Consider the following 20519-nt stretch of genomic DNA (forward strand, 5'->3'; position numbering starts at 1 on the left):
TGAGGTGAATGTGAGGGAAGAGTTACGCACGCGTGAGCAGCACGCTTTTTCCTGAAACTTTGGACCGCAGGTGCCTCGCGTGCCGAACGGCCGGCCAGTCTCCGCTACACCGGCAGCACGGGCAGGTGCACGCGCGCCATCAGCCCCGGCCCACCGGTGCGATTGCGCAGCTCGATGCGCAGGCCGTGCCGCTCGGCCGCCGTGCGCGCAATCGCCAGCCCCAGCCCGCTGCCGCCCGCCACAGCGCCGGGCACGCGGAAGAAGCGATCGAACACGCGGCCGATGACGGCCTGCGGAATGCCGGGGCCGTTGTCGAGCACGTCGACCACCGCGTGGCCATCGACCTCGTGCAGCTTCACGTCGACCACGCCGCCTTCGGGCGCGTAGCGCAGCGCGTTGTCGATCAGGTTGTCGAACACGCTGCGCAGTTCGGCCGCGGGCGCGAACACCACCGCGGCAATGCTGCCTTCGAAGCCGATGTCCACGCGCCGCGCATCGGCCAGCACCATCAGCTGGCTCACGCTCTCGCGCAGCAGCACTTCGATGTCGACGCGCTCGCGCGCATTGCCGAGGCTCTGCGGCGCGTCCTGCCGCGAGAGATGAAGCAACTGCTCGATCAGGTGCTGCGCGCGCGTGACGCCGGCCTCGAGCTGGTTGAAGCGCTCGGTGGCCTCGCCTGCCGGCACGTGCGCGCGCAGGTTCTCGATCTGCAGGCCGATGGCGGCCATCGGCGTGCGCAGCTCGTGGGCCGCATCCTGCACGAAGCGCCGCTGCGTGGCGAAGGCATTGCGCACGCGTGTCAGCAGGTTGTTGAAGGCGCCCACCAGCGGCGCGATCTCGTCGGGCACGCGCGCGAGCGACAGCTCGGTGGGGCTGCGCTCGTCCTGCGAGGCCACGTCGCGCGCCACCGCGCGCAGCGAGCGCGAAGCCGCCGACACGATGATCCACAGGATCAGCAGCGCCAGCGGCAGCAGCAGCGCGATCGGCAGGCCTTCGAACATTGCGCGGCGCAGGGCGCGGCGGCGGCGGTAGTCCTCGTTCTGCAGTACCTGCACGCGCGGCTGGTCGGCGCGCGTGCCGGGCTTGGCGGTGAACACGCGCCAGTCGGAGCCCGCATGCGCGCCCGTGTTCACGTCGCTGAAGCCGGGCTGGGGTTGCAAGGGCACCGTCAGCACGGGCCACGAAGTGGCGCGCAGCGTCTGGCCGTCGGCACTCCAGATCTGCACGATGAAAGCGCCGCGCGAGAAGGCGGCCTCGCCGTCCATCGGGTGCGGCAGCTTCTGCGGGTCGCTGCCTTCGTACGACTCGGCCACCAGGCGCATCTGGTCGTCCAGCGCGTTGTGCACGAGGTTGCCGTAGGCCTCGAAGGAGAACCACGCCGTGAGCACGGCCGCGCCCAGGTGCAGCGTGATGAGCCACAGCAGCAGTTGCGTGCGCAGCGAACGTGGCCGCCACCAGCGGCCGCCGCTGCGCGGAGCTCCGGTCATGCAGCTACGCGCCAGCCCAGGCCGCGTACGTTGCGGATCGCGTCCGCACCGAGCTTGCGGCGCATGCCGTGGATCAGCACGTCGATTGCGTTGCTCGTGACTTCCTCGCCCCAGCCGTAGATGCGGTTTTCGAGCTGCTCGCGCGAAAGAATGGCGCCGGGCCGCTCCAGCAGCGCATGCAGCAGCGCGAACTCGCGCGCGGTGAGCGCCTCGCGCGCGCCATTGACCACCACTTCGCGCGTGGTGAGGTCGAGCTGCAACGAGCCGCTGCCGACCAGCGAATGCGCGGCGCCGTCGCGGCGGCGCACCACGGCGCGCATGCGCGCGAGCAGCTCGCGGAATTCGAAAGGCTTGAGCAGATAGTCGTCGGCGCCGAGGTCGAGGCTGTGGATGCGGTCGTCGAGGCCGTCGCGCGCGGTGAGTACCAGCACGGGAGTGGCATCGCCGCGTTCGCGGGCTCGGCGCAGCACTTCTGTGCCGTCCTGCCTGGGCAGGCCAAGGTCGAGCAGCACGCAGGTGTAGCCGCCGTCACCCAGCGCGCTTTGCGCCAGTTCGCCGTCGCGCACCCAGTCCGCGGACCAGCCCGCGCCCTCGAGCGCCTGCTTCAGGCTGCGCCCGATCATTTCATCGTCTTCCACCAGTAGAACGCGCATCGCGGCGACTCCTTCGGCCGCAAGGTAGCACGCGACCGGGATGATCGGAAGTGTCTGCGCCGTGGCGCAGCGTAGAAACGAATACTTAGGGCACGCTTAGACGGCGGGTGCGCCACGGGGTCATGGCAGGCGCACGGCATGGCGTTCGCCTTCGCCGTCCGAAGTGAAGGCCAGCAACTCGAGGCCTTCTTGCTCCACGCCGATGCGGTCGGCCTTCGACCATCGCGTGAACGGTTCCAGCACCACGGTGGCGGTGTTCTTCGCGCGCTCGATCTTCCAGACGCCCGCCACGAAGCCGTCGAGCAGCACCGTGCCACGCACGATGCCGTTGACGGTGAACACGCGGGCACGGTGCGCCTCGCTCAGCACGCGGCTGCGGTCGGCGTGCGAGAGCAGCAGGTTGTCCCACTCGGCCACGAGGCGCGGCGGCGCGGGCGTGTCGGCGTCAGGGCGCGGCGCGCGGGGCAGGTCGAACAGTTCCTGGCCGTCTTCGCCCGTGAACACGCTCAACTGCGGCCGCAGGCGCTCGGCCACGGCCTTCCAGCCGGTGAGGCCCGACCAGGCGCCGGCATCAGCCAGCGTAGCGGGGCCGAAGGCGGCAAGGTAGCGCAGCAGCAGGTCGTCTTGCGTGGCCGGGGTTGCGTCGACGGCCTCCCCCAGCCAATCGCCGAGGGGCTGCAGCAGCGCACTCTGGTGCGAGTTCCAGGTGCCGGCCGGCGGCAGGTGCACCAGCGGTACGTTGTTGCGGATCAGGCCGGCCAGCGAGACGGTCTCGCGGCCCTTCCATCGCACGCCGAGGGCCTGCCCGAGTTCGGCGCTGGTGTGCGGCCGTTCGGCGAGCAGCGCACGCCCCGTCTCGACCACCGCCGCGCGGTCAATGCCGTCGAGCGCCTTCTTGTGGTTGCCCAGCAGGCCACGCTGGTGCACGGGCTCCAGCAGCGGACGCCACGCCAGCGCATCGCTCGCGGTCATCAGGTGCAGGGTCGCGCGCATCGTCGACATGCGCACGATGCGGCGCTTCTGCAGTGCTTCGGTCAGCTGCTCGCGCCGGAAACCTTCGAGCCGGCTCCAGAGGCCGATGTAGGGTGGGTTGGGCGCCTGCGCCTGCAGGCCGGCCAGGCGTTCGACGGCCTGCGTCACCGTCAGCCTGCGCCGTGCCAGCAGCATCTGCCTCGCCAGCGTGGCGCGGTTCAGCGCGCGCAGGCTCAGAACTTCTCGTGCGGCCCGAGGTAGCGCCATTGGCCCACCGGCAGGTTGCCGAGCATCACCTTGCCGATGCGCACGCGCTTCAGGCCCACCACCTTCAGGCCGACCAGTTCGCACATGCGGCGGATCTGCCGCTTCTTGCCCTCGGTGAGCACGAAGCGCAGTTGCTCGGGGTTCTGCCATTCGACGCGCGCCGGCTTGAGCGGCTGGCCATCGAGGCTCAGGCCGTGTCGCAGCCTGGCCAGCATGGCCGGCGGAAAGACCGCCTGCACGTTGGTGGTGATGGGGTCGTCGTCGTCCATGCGCACCAGCTGGCCGGTAGGCGCGGGCTGGCCCAGGCCGTGGTAGGCCACGCGCACCAGGTATTCCTTCTCCATCACGGAGTCTTCACCGATGAGCTGGCGTGCGATGCGGCCGTCCTGCGTCATGACCAGCAGGCCGATGGAGTCGATGTCGAGCCGCCCGCACGGCGCCAGGCCGCGCAGCTGCTGGGGACTGAAGAAGAAGCGCGCGTTGTCTTCCGCCCAGCGGTTCTGCGGTGTGAAGAGCGTGACCGCCGGCTCGTGGCCGTCCTCGGCCTGCCCGCTCACGTAGCCGATGGGCTTGTTGATGAGGATGGTGACCTGGTTCGCCTGCTGGCCCTTGGCGGCCTTGTCGATCTCGATGCGGTCGGACGGCGTGACCTTCACGCCCATCTCGGCCGGCTTGCCGTTGACCTTCACCCAGCCGTTGGCGATCCACTCGTCGGCCTCGCGGCGCGAGCACATCTTGAGCTCGGCCATGCGCTTGTTGAGGCGAACGGCATCGGTAGGGGGAGAAGAGGGCTCGGTCATCGGAGGCTTGATCAATGTGCGGCACCGATGCTATCCTGAACGCAAGCGCGAGTTGATCGCGCCCTTTTTGGGGGATTCCCAAGTGAGCACACGCAAGTTTCAATACGCCATCGTCATCGGGCGTTTCCAGCCCGTTCATTTCGGACATCAACGACTCATCGAAGAAGGCCTTCGCGCCGCCGATCGGGTCATCGTGGTGGTCGGCTCCGACCGCAAGCCACGCAGCGTCAAGAACCCCTTTACCTTCGACGAACGCGAACGCATGGTGCGCGCCTGCCTGCGCGGCACCGAGCAGATGCGCGTGAGCGTGGTCGGCGTGGGCGACTCGCCCTACAACGACCAGATCTGGATCGCGTCGATCCAGTCGGCGGTCGAACGGCTCATCGTGCAGGACGGCCATGCACCCGCCAAGGCCAAGGTCGCGCTGGTGGGCCACCTGAAGGACGCATCGAGCTACTACCTCAAGCTCTTCCCGCACTGGGAGTTCGTCGGCCAGAACAGCGTGGAAAGCCTCAACGCCACCGACGTGCGCGGCCTCTACTTCGACCCCGAGAACCGCGGCCAGCTCGCACGCGCCGACCTGCCCGACGGCACCGCAGCCTTTCTCGAGCAGTTCACCACCACGGCCGACTACGCCGATCTCTGCGAAGAGCGCGCCTTCCTCGTCGACTACCGCGACAAGTACCGCTATGCGGGCAGCGACTTTCCGCCGATCTACACCACCGTCGACGCCATCGTGGTCGAGGCCGGCCACATCCTGCTGGTGCAGCGCAAGTTCCATCCCGGCAAGGGCACCTGGGCGCTGCCCGGCGGCTTCGTCGGTCAGCACGAGCGTCTGCAGGACGCGGCCATCCGCGAGCTGAAGGAAGAAACCCGCCTCAAGGTGCCCTTGCCCGTGCTCAACGGCAGCATGAAGGCCAGCCACGTGTTCGACGCGCCCGACCGCTCGCAGCGCGGCCGCACGATCACGCACGGCTTCTTCTTCGAGCTGGCGCACAACCAGTGGACGGGCCTTTCAGACGTGCGTGCCGACGACGACGCGGCCGAGGTGCGATGGGTGCCGATTGCCGAGTTCCTCGACATGCAGGACCACGTCTACGAAGACCACTTCTTCATCGCGAATCATTTTTTGGGTGGCCTGGGCAAGAACTGAACGACCAGGCTTTGTCAGCAAGAACGGCACCTGGTTGACGGGTGCCAACGTGAAAGGAGCTTTCACATGAACCGCAATCTCACCTCCTCGCCCCTGGGCAACAACCTGCTGCTTCGCACCGACTCCTACAAGGTGTCGCACTGGATGCAATATCCACCCGGCACGCAGACGGTGTACAGCTACATCGAGTCGCGCGGCGGCATCTTCAGCCACTCGCTGTTCTTCGGCCTGCAGGCCTATCTGCGCGAATACCTGCAGACGCCGGTGACGCGCGACGACGTGGAAGAAGCCGCCCTGCTCATGGCCGCGCACGGCGAGCCCTTCAACCGCGAAGGCTGGCTGCGCCTGATCGAGAAGCATGGCGGGCTGATGCCGGTGCGCATCCGCGCGGTGCCTGAAGGCAGCGTGCTGCCGGTGCACAACGTGCTGGCCACCATCGAGAACACGGACCCCGAGTTCTTCTGGGTCACGAGTTTTCTCGAAACCGAGTTGCTGCGCGCGATCTGGTACCCCACCACGGTCGCCACGCTCTCGGCTGCCGCGCGCACAACGCTGCTGCGGTACCTCGAAGCGACCTGCGACGACCCGCAAGGGCAGATCGCCTTCAGGCTGCACGACTTCGGCGCGCGTGGGGTGTCGAGTGTCGAATCGGCCGCGCTCGGCGGCATGGCCCACCTGGTGAACTTCATGGGCACCGACACGCTGGCCGCGCTGGTGGCCGCGCGCCGGTACTACGACTGCGACGTGGCGGGCTTCTCGATTCCGGCGGCGGAACACAGCACCATCACGGGCTGGGGCCGCGAGCATGAAGCCGATGCGTACAGCAACATGGTCGACCAGTTCGGCAAGCCCGGCGCCACTTTTGCGGTGGTGAGCGACAGCTACGACATCTTCAATGCCTGCGCGCGTATCTGGGGTGGCGAGCTGAAGGCGAAGGTGGTGGCCTCGGGCGCGACGCTGGTGGTGCGCCCGGACTCGGGCGACCCGGCCGAGACCACGCTGAAGGTGGCGCAGATCCTGGCCGAGCGCTTCGGCACGACGACCAACGCCAAGGGCTTCCGCGTGCTGAACAGCGTGCGCATCATCCAGGGCGACGGCGTGAATCTCGATTCGCTGCGGCTGTGCCTGTCGAACTTCTTCCACAACGGTTTCTCGACGGAGAACATTTCGTTCGGCATGGGCGGCGGACTGCTGCAGCAGGTCAATCGCGACACGATGCAGTGGGCGATGAAGTGCTCGGCGATGCAGGTGAACGGCGAGTGGCGCGACGTGTACAAGTCGCCCGTGGGGGACATGGGCAAGGCTTCGAAGAAGGGGCGTCTTGCGCTGGTGCGCGGTGCGAACGGCGTCGAAAGCACTGTGCGTGAAGAGACGCTGGCGGCAGGCCAGGCCGACTTGCTGCAGACGGTGTTCGAGAACGGGCGCATCGTGGAGAGCACCACTTTCGATGCTGTTCGCGAGCGGGCTGCTGCGGGGGTGAACCAGTTCATCACTTCGCGGGCGCCTCTTTAGGGTTTTGGTTCATTCGTTCAGGGCGGGTGCACAGGCCACCGGGTACTCCCCTCCGCGAATGTCCCCCGGGGCTTCGCCCCTCCTCCTTTATTTCGCTGCGGGGAGCACCCGGCGCCCTGTGCACAACGAGCGCCGCCGTTGGTCCACTTGATCAACAAGTGCTCTGAACGATCACGACGGCGGGGTGCCTTGCGCAGCGAAATAAAGGAGGAGGCCGAAGGCCGGGGGACATTCGCGGAGCAAGGTACCCCGTCGGCGGGATCGCGCCCTGAACAACAGCCGGAAAAGCACTGCCACAAGGCATCGCCATAATCCGCGCAACTCCCGGATTTCATGACCAAACTCCTGATCCTCAGCGTGAGCGCCGGCAACGGCCACGTGCGTGCAGCACAGGCGCTTGCCGCCACCGCCCAGACTCTCGCCCCGCCCTGCACGGCGGTCCACATCGATGCGATGGCCCACGTGGCCGGCGGCTTTCGCAAGGTCTACACCGACTGGTACATCCAGCTCGTGAACCGGGCCCCCGAACTGTGGTCGTACCTGCACCAGCGCACCGACACCACGCCGCACCACGCGCCCTCGCAACGCCTGCGCCGCGGCATCGAGCGGCTGAGCACCGGCGCCCTCGTGAAGGAAATCCGCCGCGAGCAGCCCGACGCCGTGATCTGCACCCACTTCCTGCCCGCGGAACTGCTGATGCGCGAGCGCAACCGCGGCCGCATCGACTACCCCGTGTGGCTGCAGATCACCGACTACGACCTGCACAACATGTGGCTCGTGCCGGGCATGACCGGCTACCTGGCCGCCACGGAAGAAGTGGCGTTCCGCCTGCGGGCGCGCGGCATTCCGGCGGACCGCATCCACGTCACCGGCATCCCCGTGATGCCGGCCTTCTCCGAGCCCGACGCACCGGCGCTCGCGCGCAACGCCTGCGCGGCCGAACTGGGCCTCGACCCGTCGCGGCCTGTGCTGCTGATGGCCTCGGGCGGCGCGGGCGTGGGCGACCTGCCGAGCATGGTCGAGCGCGTGCTCGGCCTCGGCGGTGAAGGCAACTTCCAGGTCATTGCCGTTGCCGGCCGCAACGTGGAGGCATACGGCAAGCTGGAGGCGCTGGCCAGGCGCTACCCGGGGCGCGTGGTCGCCATCGGCTTCACCAACGAAATGCACAAGATGATGGCCGCGTCCGACCTCGTCGTGACCAAGCCGGGTGGCCTCACGGTGTCGGAATGCCTGGCACTGGGCAAGCCGATGCTGCTGATCTCGCCCATCCCCGGGCAGGAAGAGCACAACGCCGGCTTCCTGATGGAAGAAGGCGCCGCGTGGCTGGCCTACGACGCCATCGGCCTCGACTACAAGGTGGCGCGCCTGATGGCCGACACCGCCAAGCTCGCGAACATGGCCGCCCGCAGCCGCGCGCTGGGCAAACCGCAGGCGGCGCGCGCGGTGCTGCAACACGTTCTGTCGGATCGCGCCGCATGAACCGCGACACCCAAAAGACCGGCGTGGGCCGCACGCTCGGCTATCTCGCCTGGGTGGCCGTCATGGCCTTCTTCTTCGCCAACGCCGAGATCCAGATCGAAGGCGGCGCGGGCTGGGCCACGTCGCTGCCGACCTGGCGCATCGAGAACAGCATCTGGCTCGACATCTTCTGGGGCGGCCGCGCGATGACGGGCTATCACGCCTGGGTGTTCACCTTCATGGCGCTGGTGTTCTTCTCGCCGCTGGCATTCAACGGGCGATGGACTTGGCGCGACGTGGGGCTGGCGGGGGCGGGCCTCATCGTGTTCTGGGTCTGCGAGGACTTCACCTGGTTCCTCATCAACCCGGCCTTCGGCTGGGCGCGCTTCAATCCGGTCGATGCGTTCTGGCACAAGCACTGGATGTGGGGTGCGCCGGTCGACTACTGGGGCGGCCTCGCGGTGGCGGCGCTGATACTGGCAACGCGGCACTGGCCTCGCCAGAAGCAACGACAGCAATGATGAAGAAGAAGCACGGCAAGGCTGCAGCGGCAGCAGAAGAAGGCATTGCCGACCCGCGCCCCGGCCACTGGGCCGATCCGCTGGACGCATTGCAAGTCGAGAACCTCCACCGCATCACGCCCACGCTGTACCGCAGCGCGCAGCCGCGGCGCGCCAACATGGCGGCGCTGCAATCGCTGGGCATCCACACGGTGGTGAGCCTGCGCTCCTTCAACGACGACAGGAAGGTGTTCGCGGGCACCGGCATCCGGCTGGTGCGCGTGCCGATCAACACCTGGTCCATCGACGACGCCAAGGTGCTGCGCGCGCTACTCGCCATTCGCGAGGCCGAAAAGCACGGCCCGGTGCTCATCCACTGCATGCACGGCGCCGACCGCACCGGCGTGGTCGCGGCGGTGTACCGCATGGCGGTACAAGACTGGGACAAGGACAGCGCGCGCCACGAAATGCTGCGCGGCGGCTACGGCTATCACACGCTGTGGCGCAACATTCCGCGCTACATCGAGCGGCTCGACCCGGTGAAGATGCGCCAGGCGCTGGCCCATGCCCCGGTGGTGCCCGTGGTGTCCTGAAGGCGCCAGCGCCTTTCGTACCCCCGCTCCTATACTGGCCGCCCCGTGGCCACAGGCCATCTGCGAACCTTCTGAAAAGGGCTCTTCCATGGCACTGCAAATCCGCTCCCTCATTCGCGCCAGCGGCGAACTCGAACTCTCGCTGCACGACGACCCGATTCCCGAACCGCAGGCCCACGAAGTGGTGATTCGCGTCGAGGCGTCGCCCCTGAACCCGTCGGACCTGGGCCTGCTGTTCGGCGCGGCCGACATGAGCACGGCCAAGGCCTCCGGCACCGCCGAACGCCCCGTCGTCACCGCCACCGTGCCCGAGCGTGTGCTTCCCGCGATGGCGGCACGGCTCGACCAGTCGATGCCGGTCGGCAACGAAGGTGCGGGCGTGGTGGTGAAAGCCGGTTCGTCGCCGGCCGCGCAGGCGTTGCTCGGCAAGACCGTGGCAGCCATCGGCGGCGCGATGTACTCGCAGTACCGCTGCCTTGCCGCCGCGCAGTGCCTGGAACTGCCGGACGGCACCAAGCCAGCCGAAGGCGCCTCGTGCTTCGTCAACCCGCTTACGTCGCTCAGCATGGTCGAGACGATGCGCATGGAAGGCCACAAGGCGCTGGTGCACACGGCTGCTGCTTCAAACCTCGGCCAGATGCTCAACAAGATCTGCCAGAAGGACGGCATCGCCCTCGTCAACATCGTGCGCAAGCAGGAGCAGGAAGACCTGCTGCGCGGCCTGGGCGCGAAGTACGTGTGCAACGCGACCTCGCCCACCTTCCTCGAAGACCTGACGCAGGCGCTGGTCGAGACCGGCGCCACGCTGGCCTTCGACGCCACCGGCGGCGGCAAGCTCGCAGGGCAGATCCTCGGCTGCATGGAAGCGGCCATCAACCGCACCGCCAAGGAATACAGCCGCTACGGCTCGACCACGCACAAGCAGGTGTACATCTACGGCGGCCTCGACCGCGCCCCCACGGAGTTCGTGCGCAACTTCGGCATGGCGTGGGGCATGGGCGGGTGGCTGCTGTTCCCGTTCCTCGGGAAGCTCGGCGATGCGGGCACCCAGCGTTTGAAGGCGCGTGTCGTTGCGGAGTTGAAGACGACGTTTGCGAGCCACTACACGCGCGAGGTGTCGCTGGTCGAGGCGCTGCAGCTCGATGCGATCGGTGTTTATGGGAAGCAGGCTACTGGTGAGAAGTTCTTGCTGAATCCGAACAAGGGCGTTGCTGCGGCCTGAGAAAGTTCGTCTTCAGGGGTGCGATCACGCCGACGGCGTGATCGTTCAGAGCAGTCGTTGATCGGCCCGCACAAGCGCTGCGTCCAACCCCCTTCCCTCGACGAACGTCATCGATCCGTAAAACTGGCGAAGGGCAAGCAGGGTGTAATCCAGGCTCATTATTCAGCTTGCTGAGGAACAGAAGATGGGAATACTCTCGGATTTCTTCGTCGCCAGCCCCGAAGAGGCATTGCGCTATGCCAACCGGATCGAGGAACCCGATGAGGGCGACGAGATCGAGGAACTGCTGGAGCCGGTCCAGTACAAGCGATTCACCGACATCGAGATCACGACGCTCTGGGCCATCATGGAAGGCGTGGAGTGGGACGTCGACAGGCACATGCTCGAGTACGTCGAACTCGGCGAAGACAACGATGCGTGGCTCAATCGATTTCCCGATGAACTGACGACACTGTTGACCCAAGTCGACTCTGCATCGTTGCCCCCCGTGCTGGAGCGATGGGCAAACACGGAAGAACTCGCGTGCGAGCCCACCGAGCTGCATCCTGTCATGGAAGACCTCCGGAGGCTCGCAGCCGAGGCGCTCGCCAGGAACAAGTCCGTATATCTGTGGGGCTGCCTCTGAGGCATCCCCTTGCGTGCAGCTACACCACCAACCGATACCCCACAGCCGTCTCAGTCAACAGATGCCGGGGCTGCGCCGGATCGGCCTCCAGCTTCTGCCGCAGATGCCCCATGTAGATCCGCAGGTAATGGCTCTGGTCAGAGTGCGACGGCCCCCACACCTCGCGCAGCAGTTGGCGCTGCGTCAGCACGCGCCCCGCGTTCGCGACCAGCACCGACAGCAGGCGGTACTCGGTAGGTGTCAGATGCACCTCGACGCCTGAACGCCGCACGAGGCGCGCGGCGCGGTCGAGCTCGATCTCGCCGAAGCGGAACAGTGCCTCGGGAGGTTCTTCGCTGCCGTTGCCACCTGCCGCTCGCGGACGGCGCAGGTTGGCTCGCACGCGCGCCAGCAACTCCCCCGTGCCGAAGGGCTTGGTCAGATAGTCGTCGGCCCCTGCGTCGAGCGCGGCGATCTTGTCGGCTTCATCTGTGCGCGCCGACAGCACGATGATCGGCACGGCCGACCAACCCCGCACGTCGCGAATCAGCGAGACGCCATCGCCATCGGGCAACCCCAGATCGAGCACCAGCAGATCGGGCTGCCGCGTGCCGGCCGCCGCCAGTCCATCGCGCAACGTGCCAGCCTCATGCACCACCCAGCCTTCGGCCTCCAGCGCGCCGCGCACAAAGCGGCGAATCTGCGGCTCGTCTTCGATCACGATGGCGATGGGGGTTGGCATGGGTTCAGAGTTGGGCTTCTGCCGGTTCGGGAGGCTCGCGGCGGGGCAAAGTGACCGTGAATTCTGCACCGCCGTCGCGCGCGTTGCCCGCGGCAATCTCGCCGCCATGCGCACTCACCACCGCCTTGCAGATCGCCAGGCCCAAGCCCACGCCCGGCGTGGCCGATTCGACCTCGCCGCGCGTGAACTTGTCGAAGAGCTTCTGTTCGTGGCCCAGCAGCGCGGCCGGCAGGCCGGGGCCGTGGTCGCGCACCGTCAGCACCAGCGTGCCGGGCTCGGCCCGTGCACCCACCACGATGGGTGGCGCGCCGTACTTGGTGGCGTTCTCCAGCAGGTTGACCAGCACGCGTTCGATCAGCACCGCGTCGAACTCGACCAGCGGCAGGTCGGGGTCGAGCGCGGTCTGAACGACGGTATTGCCGAGCGACGTGCGCGCTGCGCGAATCGCAGAGCCCACCACCTCTTCCACCGACTGCCAGTCGCGTCGCAGGTTCACCGCACCGCCCGCAATGCCGCTTTCGAGCCGCGCCATGTCGAGCAGGTTGTTGACCAGCGCATGCAGTTCGTGCGCCTGCGCGACGATGGCGCGCGCGGTGTTGCCGTGCTCCTCGGGCGGCAGGGTCTGCAGCGATTCGGCCAGCACGATCAGCGCGGTGAGCGGCGTGCGCACGTCGTGCGAGATGGCGCCGAGCAGGGCGTTGCGCAGGCGCTCCGATTCCATCTCGACCACGGCCTGCTGCGCCACCTCGACGTAGTGCACGCGCTCCAGCGCAATCGCGATCTGCCGCGCCAGCGTGTCGAGCTGCTGCGCCTGTTCGGGAATGAGCAGCCAGCGCGGCTGCGCGGGCGACAGCGCGAGCACGCCACGCACGCGCATCGGCGCCTGCAACGGCACGTAGTGCCAGGCCTGCGCCGCCAGCGTGGCGGTCGCAAGGCCGGCGGGCTGGGCGTGGCGGAAGGCCCAGTCGGCCACCTGCGGGTCGAAGCCCTTGGGAGGGTCAGCGGGCAGCATCAGTTGATCGGCCGCGTCGGTCACCAGCACCAGTGCATCGCCGCCGAAGTGACCTTGCACAGCGGCGGTGCCGAGCGTGATCACCTGCGAACTTTCCAACGCGGCCGAGAGCTCGCGCGTGAGCTCGAACAGCGAACGCGCGCGCCGTTCGCGGCTGGCCGACACGCCGGCCGCGAAGCGCAGCCCCGCCGTAAGCTGCCCCACCAGCAGGCCGACGCCGAGCATGATCGCGAAGGTCAGCACGTACTGCACGTCGCTCACGGCGAACGACAGGCGCGGCGGCACGAAGAAATAGTCGAAGGCCGCGACGTTGAGCAGAGCCGCCAGCGCCGCGGGCCCGCGCCCGAAGCGCATCGCCACGCCCACCACGCCGAGCAGGAACAGCATGACGATGTTCGACAGCTCCAGCACGTGGGCCAGCGGCGTGCAGATCAGCGTGAGCGCGATGCTGGTGGCAGCGGCCCATGCGTAGGCGGGCCAGTGGGTGGGCGCCTTCTCGTGATCGTCGCTGTCGATGCGCATGCCCTCCAGCTGGGTGCGCGACAGGCGGCGCGAGCTTTCCGCGCGGGCCACTTCCATGATGTCGAGCGCGGGTGCGCGTTGGGCCAGCGCCCGCGCCAGCGGCTGCACTCCCGCGGGCCACCAGCGGCGCCAGCCGGTGGCGGGCTCAGCGCGCCCCAGCACCAGCGTCGCGCAGTTGAGCCGGCGTGCCTGTTCGGCCAGCTGCTCCGCCACATCGGAGCCGGTGAGCACGGCGGTGGCCGCGCCCAGTTCTTCCGCCAGCTTGAGCACAGCAAGAGTCCGATCGCGCTCCGCCGCGGCCAGCCGCTGCAGCCTGGGCGTCTCGACATACACCGCATGCCAGCGCACATTCAGTTGACCCGCGAGACGCGCCGCAGTGCGCACCGTCTGCGCCGCGCCTTCATGCGGGCCGACGCAGGCGAGGATCGCGCCCGAGGTGTTCCAGGCCTGCAGCTCGCGGCCCTGCCCGTTGCCACCAGCGCCCGATTGCTCCACGCGCCAGCCGCGCACGTCGTCTTCCACATGCTCTGCGGTGCGGCGCAGTGCGATCTCGCGCAATGCGATCAGGTTGCCCTTGCGAAAGAAGTTCTGCGCAGCGCGCTCGGCCTGCTGCGGCAGGTAGACCTTGCCGGCCGCGAGCCGCGCCGTGAGTTCGTCGGGCGTGACGTCGACCAGCACCACCTCATCGGCCTCGTCGAGCACGGTGTCGGGCACGGTCTCGTGCACACGCACGCCGGTGATCGCGCCGACCGTGCCGTTGAGGCTTTCGAGGTGCTGCACGTTGAGCGCAGACCACACCTCGATGCCGGCGGCCAGCAGTTCCTGCACGTCCTGCCAGCGCTTGGCGTGTCGCGAGCCGGGGGCGTTGGTGTGAGCCAGTTCGTCGACCAGCAGCACGGCGGGCTTGCGCGCGAGCGCGGCGTCGAGATCGAATTCGGCGAGCGTGCGGCCGCGGTAGTCCAGCTCGCGCAGCGGCAGTGTGTCGAGCCCCGTGAGCAGCGCGGCGGTTTCGGTGCGGCCGTGGGTCTCGATCACGCCTATCAGCACGTCGCGCCCTGTGGTGCGCTCGCGCTGCGCGGCGCTCAGCATGGCCCAGGTCTTGCCGACACCGGCACTGGCGCCGAAGTAGATGCGCAGCTTGCCGCGCAATGCGCGCGCTTCGTCGTTTCGCAATTGGGCCAGCAGGGCGTCGGGATCAGGGCGGGAAACGTCGTTCATCGGCGGCACAGGTTAGCGCATCGGATTGAATGTCGACTCACCCTAACGACGTGCATGCGCAAGCCGCCCTGCGGATTCCGCAGAGCGCAGTTCTTCCGCCGTCAGCAGGTAGGCGGGGTTGTTGGTCAGCCGCTCGATGGCCAGGTCGATGAATGCCTTGGCGCGCGCGGGCTGGGCCGCGCGGCTCCCGTAGTAGACGAACACGGCCGAACGGTCGGCAGCGTGCTCGCTCAGCAGCGGTATCAGCCGCCCGGCCCGGATGTGCGCGCTGGCGCTCACGCTGGTCATCGAACCGATGACATGCCCGGCCAGCACCGCTTCGGTTTCCAGCGCTTCGTCGTTGACGCACAGTGCCGGAACGATGTGATGCTCGACGACATCCTCCCCGACCTTCACGTACCAGGGCATGACCTTGCCCGTGCTCGGGAGACGGAAGCCGCTGCAGCGATGCGCAGCCAGCGCGTTCAGGCTGTCGGGCGCGCCATGGCGGTCAAGGTACGACGGGGCCGCGCAGACGATGAGCTGGAGGCCGAACAGCCTTCGCGCAATGACGCCCTCGGCCGGCGACGGGCCGACGCGAAAACCCACGTCGACCCGGTCTTCCACCCAGTTGCCGATGCGGTCGTCCAGTTGCACGTCGGGCTGCACTTCAGGGTAAAGCCTGCAGAACTCATCGAGCAGGGGCCAGAACACGGGCGCAAAGGTTGATCGCGGCCCCACGATGCGCAGCGGCCCGGCAATCTCGTCGGTCGCGCGGCGCGCCATGTGCAGGGCGCGCTGCAGGCCGAGCAGCGCGGGCTGCGCGGCTTCAAGAAACTGCCGCCCCTCGTCGGTGAGCGCCATGCTGCGCGTGGTGCGATGGAACAGCCGCACGCCGAGGTGCTGCTCCAGCTGGGCCAGGGCTTGGCTGGCGGCCTGCGGCGTCATCCCTTGCGCCGCGGCGGCCTGTCGCAGGCTGCCGAGTTCGGCCGTCCTGGCGAATGTGGCGATGGAACGCAGTTCATTGATAGGCATAAAGGCCTCCAGTGTGGCCGTCGATTATCAAGAGCAACTTGTCAGTGCATCAAGGCCGTTCCGCCTAGTTCGGCCCGGGGGTACCGGCCTACATTGGCGGATTGCAGTTGTTCGAGATGAAAGGCACGCGGCACGGCATGAATACCCCCGACGAACCCACCACCATCTCCAGGCGCGATCTGCTGATTGCCGGGGCCGCTTCGGCGGCAGTGGTCGCGGAGGCTCCAGCGGCCAACGCGGCGACGAGACCCGCGCCAAAGCTCTCCGGCCTGTCGAAGACGACCATTGAAGTGAATGGCAAGACACACGTCCTGACACTGGACAACCGCACCACCCTGCTCGATGCGCTGCGCGAGCACCTGCACCTGACCGGCACCAAGAAAGGTTGCGACCACGGCCAATGCGGCGCCTGCACCGTGATGGTGGAGGGCCGCCGCATCAACTCGTGCCTGACGCTGGCGGTGATGCACGAAGGCGCCAAGGTCACCACCATCGAAGGCCTGGGCAAGCCGGGTGCGCTGCACCCGATGCAGGCCGCCTTCGTGAAGCACGACGGCTACCAGTGCGGCTACTGCACGCCGGGGCAGATCTGCTCTGCCGTCTCCGTGCTGAACGAGATTCGCGAAGGCATCCCCAGCCACGTGAGTGCCGACCTGACGGCCAGGCCCCAGGTCACGGTGGTGGAACTGCGCGAGCGCATGAGCGGCAACATCTGTCGATGCGGGGCCTACAGCAACATCGTCGATGCGATCACCGAAGTGGCCGCGGGGAGAACGGCATGAAGTCCTTCACCTACGAGCGCGTGTCGTCGCCGACGGAGGCCGTCATGAAGGCGGCAAGGGTGCCGGGTGCGCGCTTCATCGCGGGCGGCACCAACCTGCTCGACCTCATGAAGCTGGAGATAGAGACGCCCGCTCACCTGATCGACGTCAACGGCCTGGGCTTCGACAAGATCGAAAGCACGCCCGACGGCGGCCTGCGCATCGGCGCGCTGGTGCGCAACACCGATCTTGCCGCCGACAGCCGCGTGCGGCGCGACCACGGTTTGCTGTCGCGCGCCCTGCTCGCCGGCGCATCGGGCCAGCTGCGCAACAAGGCAACGACCGCGGGCAACCTGCTGCAGCGAACGCGCTGCCCTTACTTCTACGACACCAACCAGGCCTGCAACAAGCGCCGGCCCGGCAGCGGCTGCTCGGCCATCGGCGGATACACCCGGCAGCATGCGATCGTGGGCACGAGCGATGCATGCATCGCGACACATCCCAGCGACATGGCCGTCGCAATGCGCGCGCTCGATGCAACGGTGGAGACCATCCGCGCCGACGGCTCGCGGCGCACCATCCCCATCGCCGACTTCCACAAGCTGCCCGGCGCCACGCCGCATGTCGAAACCGTGCTGACGCCCGGCGAGCTGGTCACATCGGTCAAGCTCCCCGCTCCGGCGGGCGGCAGGCACATCTATCAGAAGGTGCGCGACCGGGCCTCCTATGCCTTTGCACTGGTTTCGGTAGGCGCGATCGTGCAGCGCGACGGCAGTGCCCGCATTGCGGTGGGCGGCGTCGCACATAAACCGTGGCGCGTCGAGGCGGCGGAGGCCGAGATGCCTCGCGGCGCCAGGGCCGTGACCGCGGCATTGCTTGCCGGCGCCAAGCCCACTTCACAGAACGCCTTCAAGGTGTCGCTGGTCGAGCGCACGCTCGATGCGGTGCTGACGCAAGCCAGGAGCTGAGCGATGAAGTTCGACACCCCCGCCACCACCAACCCCATCGACCAGCTGAAGGTGATCGGCCAGCCGGTGGACCGCATCGACGGTCCGCTCAAGACCACGGGCACTGCGCCCTACGCATACGAGCGGCACGACGTTGTGGCCAATCAGGCCTACGGCTACATCGTCGGATCGGCCATTGCCAAGGGCCGGATCGTTTCGATCGACCTGAGCCGCGCGAAGGCCGCGCCGGGCGTGATCGCCATCGTCACCCACGAGAACGCAGGCAAGCTGGGCAAGGGCAATTTCAATACGGCCCGGCTGCTCGGTGGCCCCGTCATCGACCACTACCACCAGGCCGTTGCGCTCGTCGTGGCGCAGACCTTCGAGCAGGCGCGCGCCGCGGCGCAGCTCGTGCAGGTGAAGTACGCACGCGCCGAAGGCAGCTTCGGCCTCGCGGATGCGAAGGCTGCTACGGACAAGAAAACGATCAACCGCGACAACACCGTCGGCGACTTCGCCAGCGCATTCACCAAGGCCGAGGTGCGGCTGGACCAGACCTACACCACGCCCGACCACTCGCACGCGATGATGGAGCCGCAAGCCACCATCGCCGCGTGGGATGGAGACAGGCTCACCGTGTGGACCTCGAACCAGATGATCGACTGGACCACTGGCGAACTCGCGAAGACGCTGGACATGCCCAAGGACAAGGTCCACCTCATGTCGCCCTACATCGGCGGCGGCTTCGGCGGCAAGCTGTTCCTGCGGGCGGACACGCTGCTGGCGGCGCTGGGCGCGCGCATTGCGCGCCGGCCGGTCAAGGTCGCGCTGCAGCGCCCGCTGATCGCCAACAACACCACGCACCGGCCCGCGACGATCCAGCGCATCCGCATCGGCGCCACCGCGCAGGGAAAGATCACCGCCATCGGCCATGAAAGCTGGTCCGGCAACCTGGTGGACGGCAAGCCCGAGAACGCGGTGCAGCAGACGCGCCTGCTCTACGCGGGCGAACACCGGCTTACCGGCACCCGGCTGGCTCTGCTCGACCTGCCCGAAGGCAACGCGATGCGCGCACCGGGCGAGGCGCCGGGGCTGATGGCGCTGGAGATTGCCGTCGACGAAATCTCGCAGCAGCTGGGCATCGACCCCATCGAATTCCGCGTGCTCAACGACACGCAGGTAGACCCGGCCAACCCGAGCCGTCCGTTCTCGCAGCGCCGCCTCATCGAGTGTTTGCGCACGGGTGCCGAGCGCTTCGGATGGAACAAGCGCAGCGCGCGGCCCGGCCTCGTGCGCGACGGCCGATGGCTCGTCGGCATGGGCGTGGCGGCGGCGTTCCGCAACAACCAGGTGATGAAGTCGGCTGCGCGCGTGGCATTGGATGCGCGCGGCGTTGTGACCGTCGAGACCGACATGACGGACATCGGCACCGGCAGCTACACGATCATTGCGCAGACGGCCGCCGAGATGATGGGCGTGCCGCTCGAACGCGTGGTCGTGCGGCTCGGCGATTCGCACTTTCCCGCGTCGTCCGGCTCGGGCGGGCAATGGGGCGCCAACTGCTCGACGGCTGGTGTCTACGCGGCTTGCACCAAGCTGCGGGAGGCCGTCGCGCAGCGGGCGGGCCTTGACTCCGCCGGCGCAGTCTTCGCGGACGGCATGGTGCGCGCCGGTGGCCGCAGCGTGCCGCTCGCTGGTATCGCGGCCGGCGAGAGCATCGTCGCGGAAGACGTGCTGGAGTTCGGCAACCTCGACAAGCAGTACCAGCAGTCCACCTTCGGCGCGCACTTCGTGGAAGTCGGGGTCGACGCATTCACTGCCGAGATACGGGTACGACGCATGCTCGCCGTCTGCGCCGCGGGCCGCATCCTCAACCCCAAGTCGGCGCGCAGCCAGGTCATCGGCGCGATGACCATGGGGGTCGGAGCCGCGCTCATGGAAGAGCTCGCCGTGGACGAGCGCCTGGGCTTCTTCGTCAACCACGACCTGGCCGGCTACGAGGTGCCGGTGCATGCCGACATACCGCACCAGGAAGTGATCTTCCTGGACGAGACCGATCCGATCTCTTCGCCGATGAAGGCCAAGGGCGTCGGTGAACTCGGCATCTGCGGCGTGGGTGCGGCGGTGGCGAATGCGATCCACAACGCGACGGGCATACGGGTGCGCGACTATCCGATCACGCTGGACAAGCTCATCAGCCGGATGCCCGACGCGGCTTGAATTGCATCCGCGTCCGGCGGCGGTGTGCGCAAGCCGCACAACACTTGTCGCTGTGCCGGCCTAGTCGCTGTCCGCTGCCGTTCCTAGACTTCCTCATCACTTTTGATGAATCTCTTCCAGGAACAGCAACCATGTCAGGACTCTCTCGCCGCGGACTCATGAGCGTATTGGCCGTGCCCTGCGCGGCCGGCATCGTCGGCACTTCCGCTGCCGCACCCATGTCTTCCCCCGCACCGACGCCGACCCTTCGCGCCATGTCGGGCGCGAAACCTCTGCAGCAATTGAACGGCAAGGCCACTGCCTTGCTGGTGATCGACTTCCAGAACGAATACTTCACCGGCCGCATGCCCATTGCCGACGCATCGGATGCCGTCGCCCGCACGAAGCGCCTGCTGGCATGGGCGGACCGGCACGCTTTCCCCGTGTTCCAGATACAGCACGTGGCGCCAGCAGGCTCCGCGACATTCGCCCAGGGCGGCGACACCGTGAAGTTCCACGCAGACATGCAGCCGAGGGCGCGCGATACGGTCGTGCAGAAGACCACCGTCAGCGTGTTCGCAAGCACCGACATCGCACAGCGCCTGCGCTCGGCCGGTGTCCAGACCCTCGTCATCACCGGGCTCATGACCCACGCATGCGTGGCCGGTGCGGCGCGCGATGCCGCGCCCCTAGGTTTCGATGTGGTGGTGTCCTCCGATGCCACTGCCACCCGGTCGATCCGCCGCGAGAACGGCGACACCGTTTCGCACGACAGCCTGCATCGCGCAGCGCTGGCCGAGATCGAGGACACCTTCGGCGAGGTGCTGACCACCGCGCAGATCCTGGCATTGCCGGTTGCCTGAAAATGCGAAGAATCTAAGGA

At 67.8% G+C, this 20519-nt stretch carries 18 protein-coding genes; 11 read left to right on the forward strand and 7 right to left on the reverse strand.

All coding sequences use genetic code 11. The features are described from left to right. Positions 1 to 104: 104 nt before the first annotated feature. From AC07O3_RS05875 to AC07O3_RS05890, 4 genes are all read right to left on the reverse strand, one after another. Positions 105 to 1487: a sensor histidine kinase gene (locus AC07O3_RS05875; RefSeq protein ID WP_093080933.1), complete on the reverse strand. Its 1383-nt coding sequence runs from the start codon at positions 1485 to 1487 to the stop codon at positions 105 to 107. Next, positions 1484 to 2140, reverse strand: a complete 657-nt coding sequence (locus AC07O3_RS05880; RefSeq protein ID WP_093058650.1) for a response regulator — start codon at positions 2138 to 2140, stop codon at positions 1484 to 1486. The genes AC07O3_RS05875 and AC07O3_RS05880 overlap by 4 nt, the downstream gene beginning before the upstream one ends. Before the next feature lie 120 nt (positions 2141 to 2260). Beyond that, positions 2261 to 3379 (reverse strand): winged helix DNA-binding domain-containing protein, encoded by a 1119-nt coding sequence (locus AC07O3_RS05885; protein WP_495338820.1) that lies wholly within the window; start codon positions 3377 to 3379, stop codon positions 2261 to 2263. Then, the gene (locus AC07O3_RS05890) at positions 3346 to 4179 is read right to left on the reverse strand and encodes a pseudouridine synthase (protein WP_093080928.1); all 834 of its coding nucleotides are present in this window, start codon (positions 4177 to 4179) and stop codon (positions 3346 to 3348) included. The genes AC07O3_RS05885 and AC07O3_RS05890 overlap by 34 nt, the downstream gene beginning before the upstream one ends. An 82-nt stretch (positions 4180 to 4261) precedes the next feature. Here AC07O3_RS05890 and AC07O3_RS05895 point away from each other — a divergent pair, with 82 nt between their 5' ends. The 7 genes from AC07O3_RS05895 to AC07O3_RS05925 all read left to right on the forward strand — a co-directional run bounded on the left by AC07O3_RS05895 (position 4262) and on the right by AC07O3_RS05925 (position 11242). Beyond that, entirely contained in the window at positions 4262 to 5332 is a 1071-nt protein-coding gene (locus AC07O3_RS05895) for a bifunctional nicotinamide-nucleotide adenylyltransferase/Nudix hydroxylase (protein WP_495338821.1), read from the forward strand. A 66-nt stretch (positions 5333 to 5398) separates the two neighbouring features. Next, a complete protein-coding gene (locus AC07O3_RS05900) occupies positions 5399 to 6844 on the forward strand; it encodes a nicotinate phosphoribosyltransferase (RefSeq protein ID WP_495338822.1) in 1446 nt (481 codons plus the stop codon). Positions 6845 to 7177: 333 nt separating this feature from the next. Further along, entirely contained in the window at positions 7178 to 8323 is a 1146-nt protein-coding gene (locus AC07O3_RS05905; protein ID WP_495338823.1) for an MGDG synthase family glycosyltransferase, read from the forward strand. Continuing rightward, entirely contained in the window at positions 8320 to 8823 is a 504-nt protein-coding gene (locus tag AC07O3_RS05910; RefSeq protein WP_495338824.1) for a hypothetical protein, read from the forward strand. Before AC07O3_RS05905 ends, AC07O3_RS05910 begins: the two co-directional genes overlap by 4 nt. Continuing rightward, positions 8823 to 9395 carry a dual specificity protein phosphatase family protein gene (locus AC07O3_RS05915; protein WP_093058643.1) on the forward strand — a complete coding sequence of 191 codons (573 nt, stop codon included), beginning with the start codon at positions 8823 to 8825 and terminating at the stop codon, positions 9393 to 9395. Before AC07O3_RS05910 ends, AC07O3_RS05915 begins: the two co-directional genes overlap by 1 nt. An 88-nt stretch (positions 9396 to 9483) precedes the next feature. Beyond that, on the forward strand, positions 9484 to 10617 hold the full coding sequence (locus tag AC07O3_RS05920) for a zinc-binding dehydrogenase (protein WP_495338825.1): 1134 nt from the start codon (positions 9484 to 9486) through the stop codon (positions 10615 to 10617). Between the two features lie 184 nt (positions 10618 to 10801). Then, the gene (locus AC07O3_RS05925; protein ID WP_495338826.1) at positions 10802 to 11242 is read left to right on the forward strand and encodes a hypothetical protein; all 441 of its coding nucleotides are present in this window, start codon (positions 10802 to 10804) and stop codon (positions 11240 to 11242) included. A 19-nt stretch (positions 11243 to 11261) separates the two neighbouring features. Here the strand turns inward: AC07O3_RS05925 and kdpE are convergent, their stop codons facing one another. Genes kdpE through AC07O3_RS05940 form a run of 3 tightly spaced genes read right to left on the reverse strand, consistent with a single transcriptional unit; the run spans position 11262 to position 15729 of the window. After that, positions 11262 to 11963 (reverse strand): two-component system response regulator KdpE, encoded by a 702-nt coding sequence (kdpE, locus tag AC07O3_RS05930; RefSeq protein ID WP_093080910.1) that lies wholly within the window; start codon positions 11961 to 11963, stop codon positions 11262 to 11264. Between the two features lie 4 nt (positions 11964 to 11967). Beyond that, complete coding sequence (locus AC07O3_RS05935; protein ID WP_495338827.1) at positions 11968 to 14715, reverse strand: DUF4118 domain-containing protein; 2748 nt, start codon at positions 14713 to 14715, stop codon at positions 11968 to 11970. 42 nt (positions 14716 to 14757) lie between these two features. Next, positions 14758 to 15729 carry a LysR family transcriptional regulator gene (locus AC07O3_RS05940; RefSeq protein ID WP_093060015.1) on the reverse strand — a complete coding sequence of 324 codons (972 nt, stop codon included), beginning with the start codon at positions 15727 to 15729 and terminating at the stop codon, positions 14758 to 14760. Between the two features lie 137 nt (positions 15730 to 15866). On the opposite strand from AC07O3_RS05940, the gene paoA reads away from it, so the two are divergent. The 4 genes from paoA (at position 15867) to AC07O3_RS05960 (ending at position 20499) form a co-directional block, all read left to right on the forward strand. Continuing rightward, positions 15867 to 16511 (forward strand): aldehyde dehydrogenase iron-sulfur subunit PaoA, encoded by a 645-nt coding sequence (gene paoA, locus AC07O3_RS05945; RefSeq protein ID WP_093179826.1) that lies wholly within the window; start codon positions 15867 to 15869, stop codon positions 16509 to 16511. Further along, positions 16508 to 17458, forward strand: coding sequence for an FAD binding domain-containing protein (locus tag AC07O3_RS05950; RefSeq protein WP_495338828.1), 951 nt, complete (start codon positions 16508 to 16510; stop codon positions 17456 to 17458). The genes paoA and AC07O3_RS05950 overlap by 4 nt, the downstream gene beginning before the upstream one ends. Positions 17459 to 17461: 3 nt before the next feature. Further along, a complete protein-coding gene (paoC, locus tag AC07O3_RS05955; protein ID WP_495338829.1) occupies positions 17462 to 19657 on the forward strand; it encodes an aldehyde oxidoreductase molybdenum-binding subunit PaoC in 2196 nt (731 codons plus the stop codon). A gap of 131 nt (positions 19658 to 19788) precedes the next feature. Continuing rightward, positions 19789 to 20499 (forward strand): cysteine hydrolase family protein, encoded by a 711-nt coding sequence (locus tag AC07O3_RS05960; protein WP_495338830.1) that lies wholly within the window; start codon positions 19789 to 19791, stop codon positions 20497 to 20499. The last annotated feature ends 20 nt before the right edge of the window (positions 20500 to 20519 follow it).

The sequence above is a fragment of the Variovorax sp. GW821-FHT09D05 genome (assembly GCF_059416325.1).

Bases quoted from the DNA above. Each gene is read 5' to 3' on its own strand.
- AC07O3_RS05920 (WP_495338825.1), top strand. From the start codon at position 9,484: ATGGCACTGCAAATCCGCTCCCTCATTCGCGCCAGCGGCGAACTCGAA.
- AC07O3_RS05880 (WP_093058650.1), bottom strand. From the start codon at position 2,140: ATGCGCGTTCTACTGGTGGAAGACGATGAAATGATCGGGCGCAGCCTG.
- AC07O3_RS05950 (WP_495338828.1), top strand. From the start codon at position 16,508: ATGAAGTCCTTCACCTACGAGCGCGTGTCGTCGCCGACGGAGGCCGTC.
- AC07O3_RS05940 (WP_093060015.1), bottom strand. From the start codon at position 15,729: ATGCCTATCAATGAACTGCGTTCCATCGCCACATTCGCCAGGACGGCC.
- kdpE (WP_093080910.1), bottom strand. From the start codon at position 11,963: ATGCCAACCCCCATCGCCATCGTGATCGAAGACGAGCCGCAGATTCGC.
- paoA (WP_093179826.1), top strand. From the start codon at position 15,867: ATGAATACCCCCGACGAACCCACCACCATCTCCAGGCGCGATCTGCTG.
- AC07O3_RS05885 (WP_495338820.1), bottom strand. From the start codon at position 3,379: ATGGCGCTACCTCGGGCCGCACGAGAAGTTCTGAGCCTGCGCGCGCTG.
- AC07O3_RS05960 (WP_495338830.1), top strand. From the start codon at position 19,789: ATGTCAGGACTCTCTCGCCGCGGACTCATGAGCGTATTGGCCGTGCCC.
- AC07O3_RS05905 (WP_495338823.1), top strand. From the start codon at position 7,178: ATGACCAAACTCCTGATCCTCAGCGTGAGCGCCGGCAACGGCCACGTG.
- AC07O3_RS05875 (WP_093080933.1), bottom strand. From the start codon at position 1,487: ATGACCGGAGCTCCGCGCAGCGGCGGCCGCTGGTGGCGGCCACGTTCG.
- AC07O3_RS05925 (WP_495338826.1), top strand. From the start codon at position 10,802: ATGGGAATACTCTCGGATTTCTTCGTCGCCAGCCCCGAAGAGGCATTG.
- AC07O3_RS05915 (WP_093058643.1), top strand. From the start codon at position 8,823: ATGAAGAAGAAGCACGGCAAGGCTGCAGCGGCAGCAGAAGAAGGCATT.
- AC07O3_RS05890 (WP_093080928.1), bottom strand. From the start codon at position 4,179: ATGACCGAGCCCTCTTCTCCCCCTACCGATGCCGTTCGCCTCAACAAG.
- AC07O3_RS05900 (WP_495338822.1), top strand. From the start codon at position 5,399: ATGAACCGCAATCTCACCTCCTCGCCCCTGGGCAACAACCTGCTGCTT.
- AC07O3_RS05935 (WP_495338827.1), bottom strand. From the start codon at position 14,715: ATGAACGACGTTTCCCGCCCTGATCCCGACGCCCTGCTGGCCCAATTG.
- paoC (WP_495338829.1), top strand. From the start codon at position 17,462: ATGAAGTTCGACACCCCCGCCACCACCAACCCCATCGACCAGCTGAAG.
- AC07O3_RS05910 (WP_495338824.1), top strand. From the start codon at position 8,320: ATGAACCGCGACACCCAAAAGACCGGCGTGGGCCGCACGCTCGGCTAT.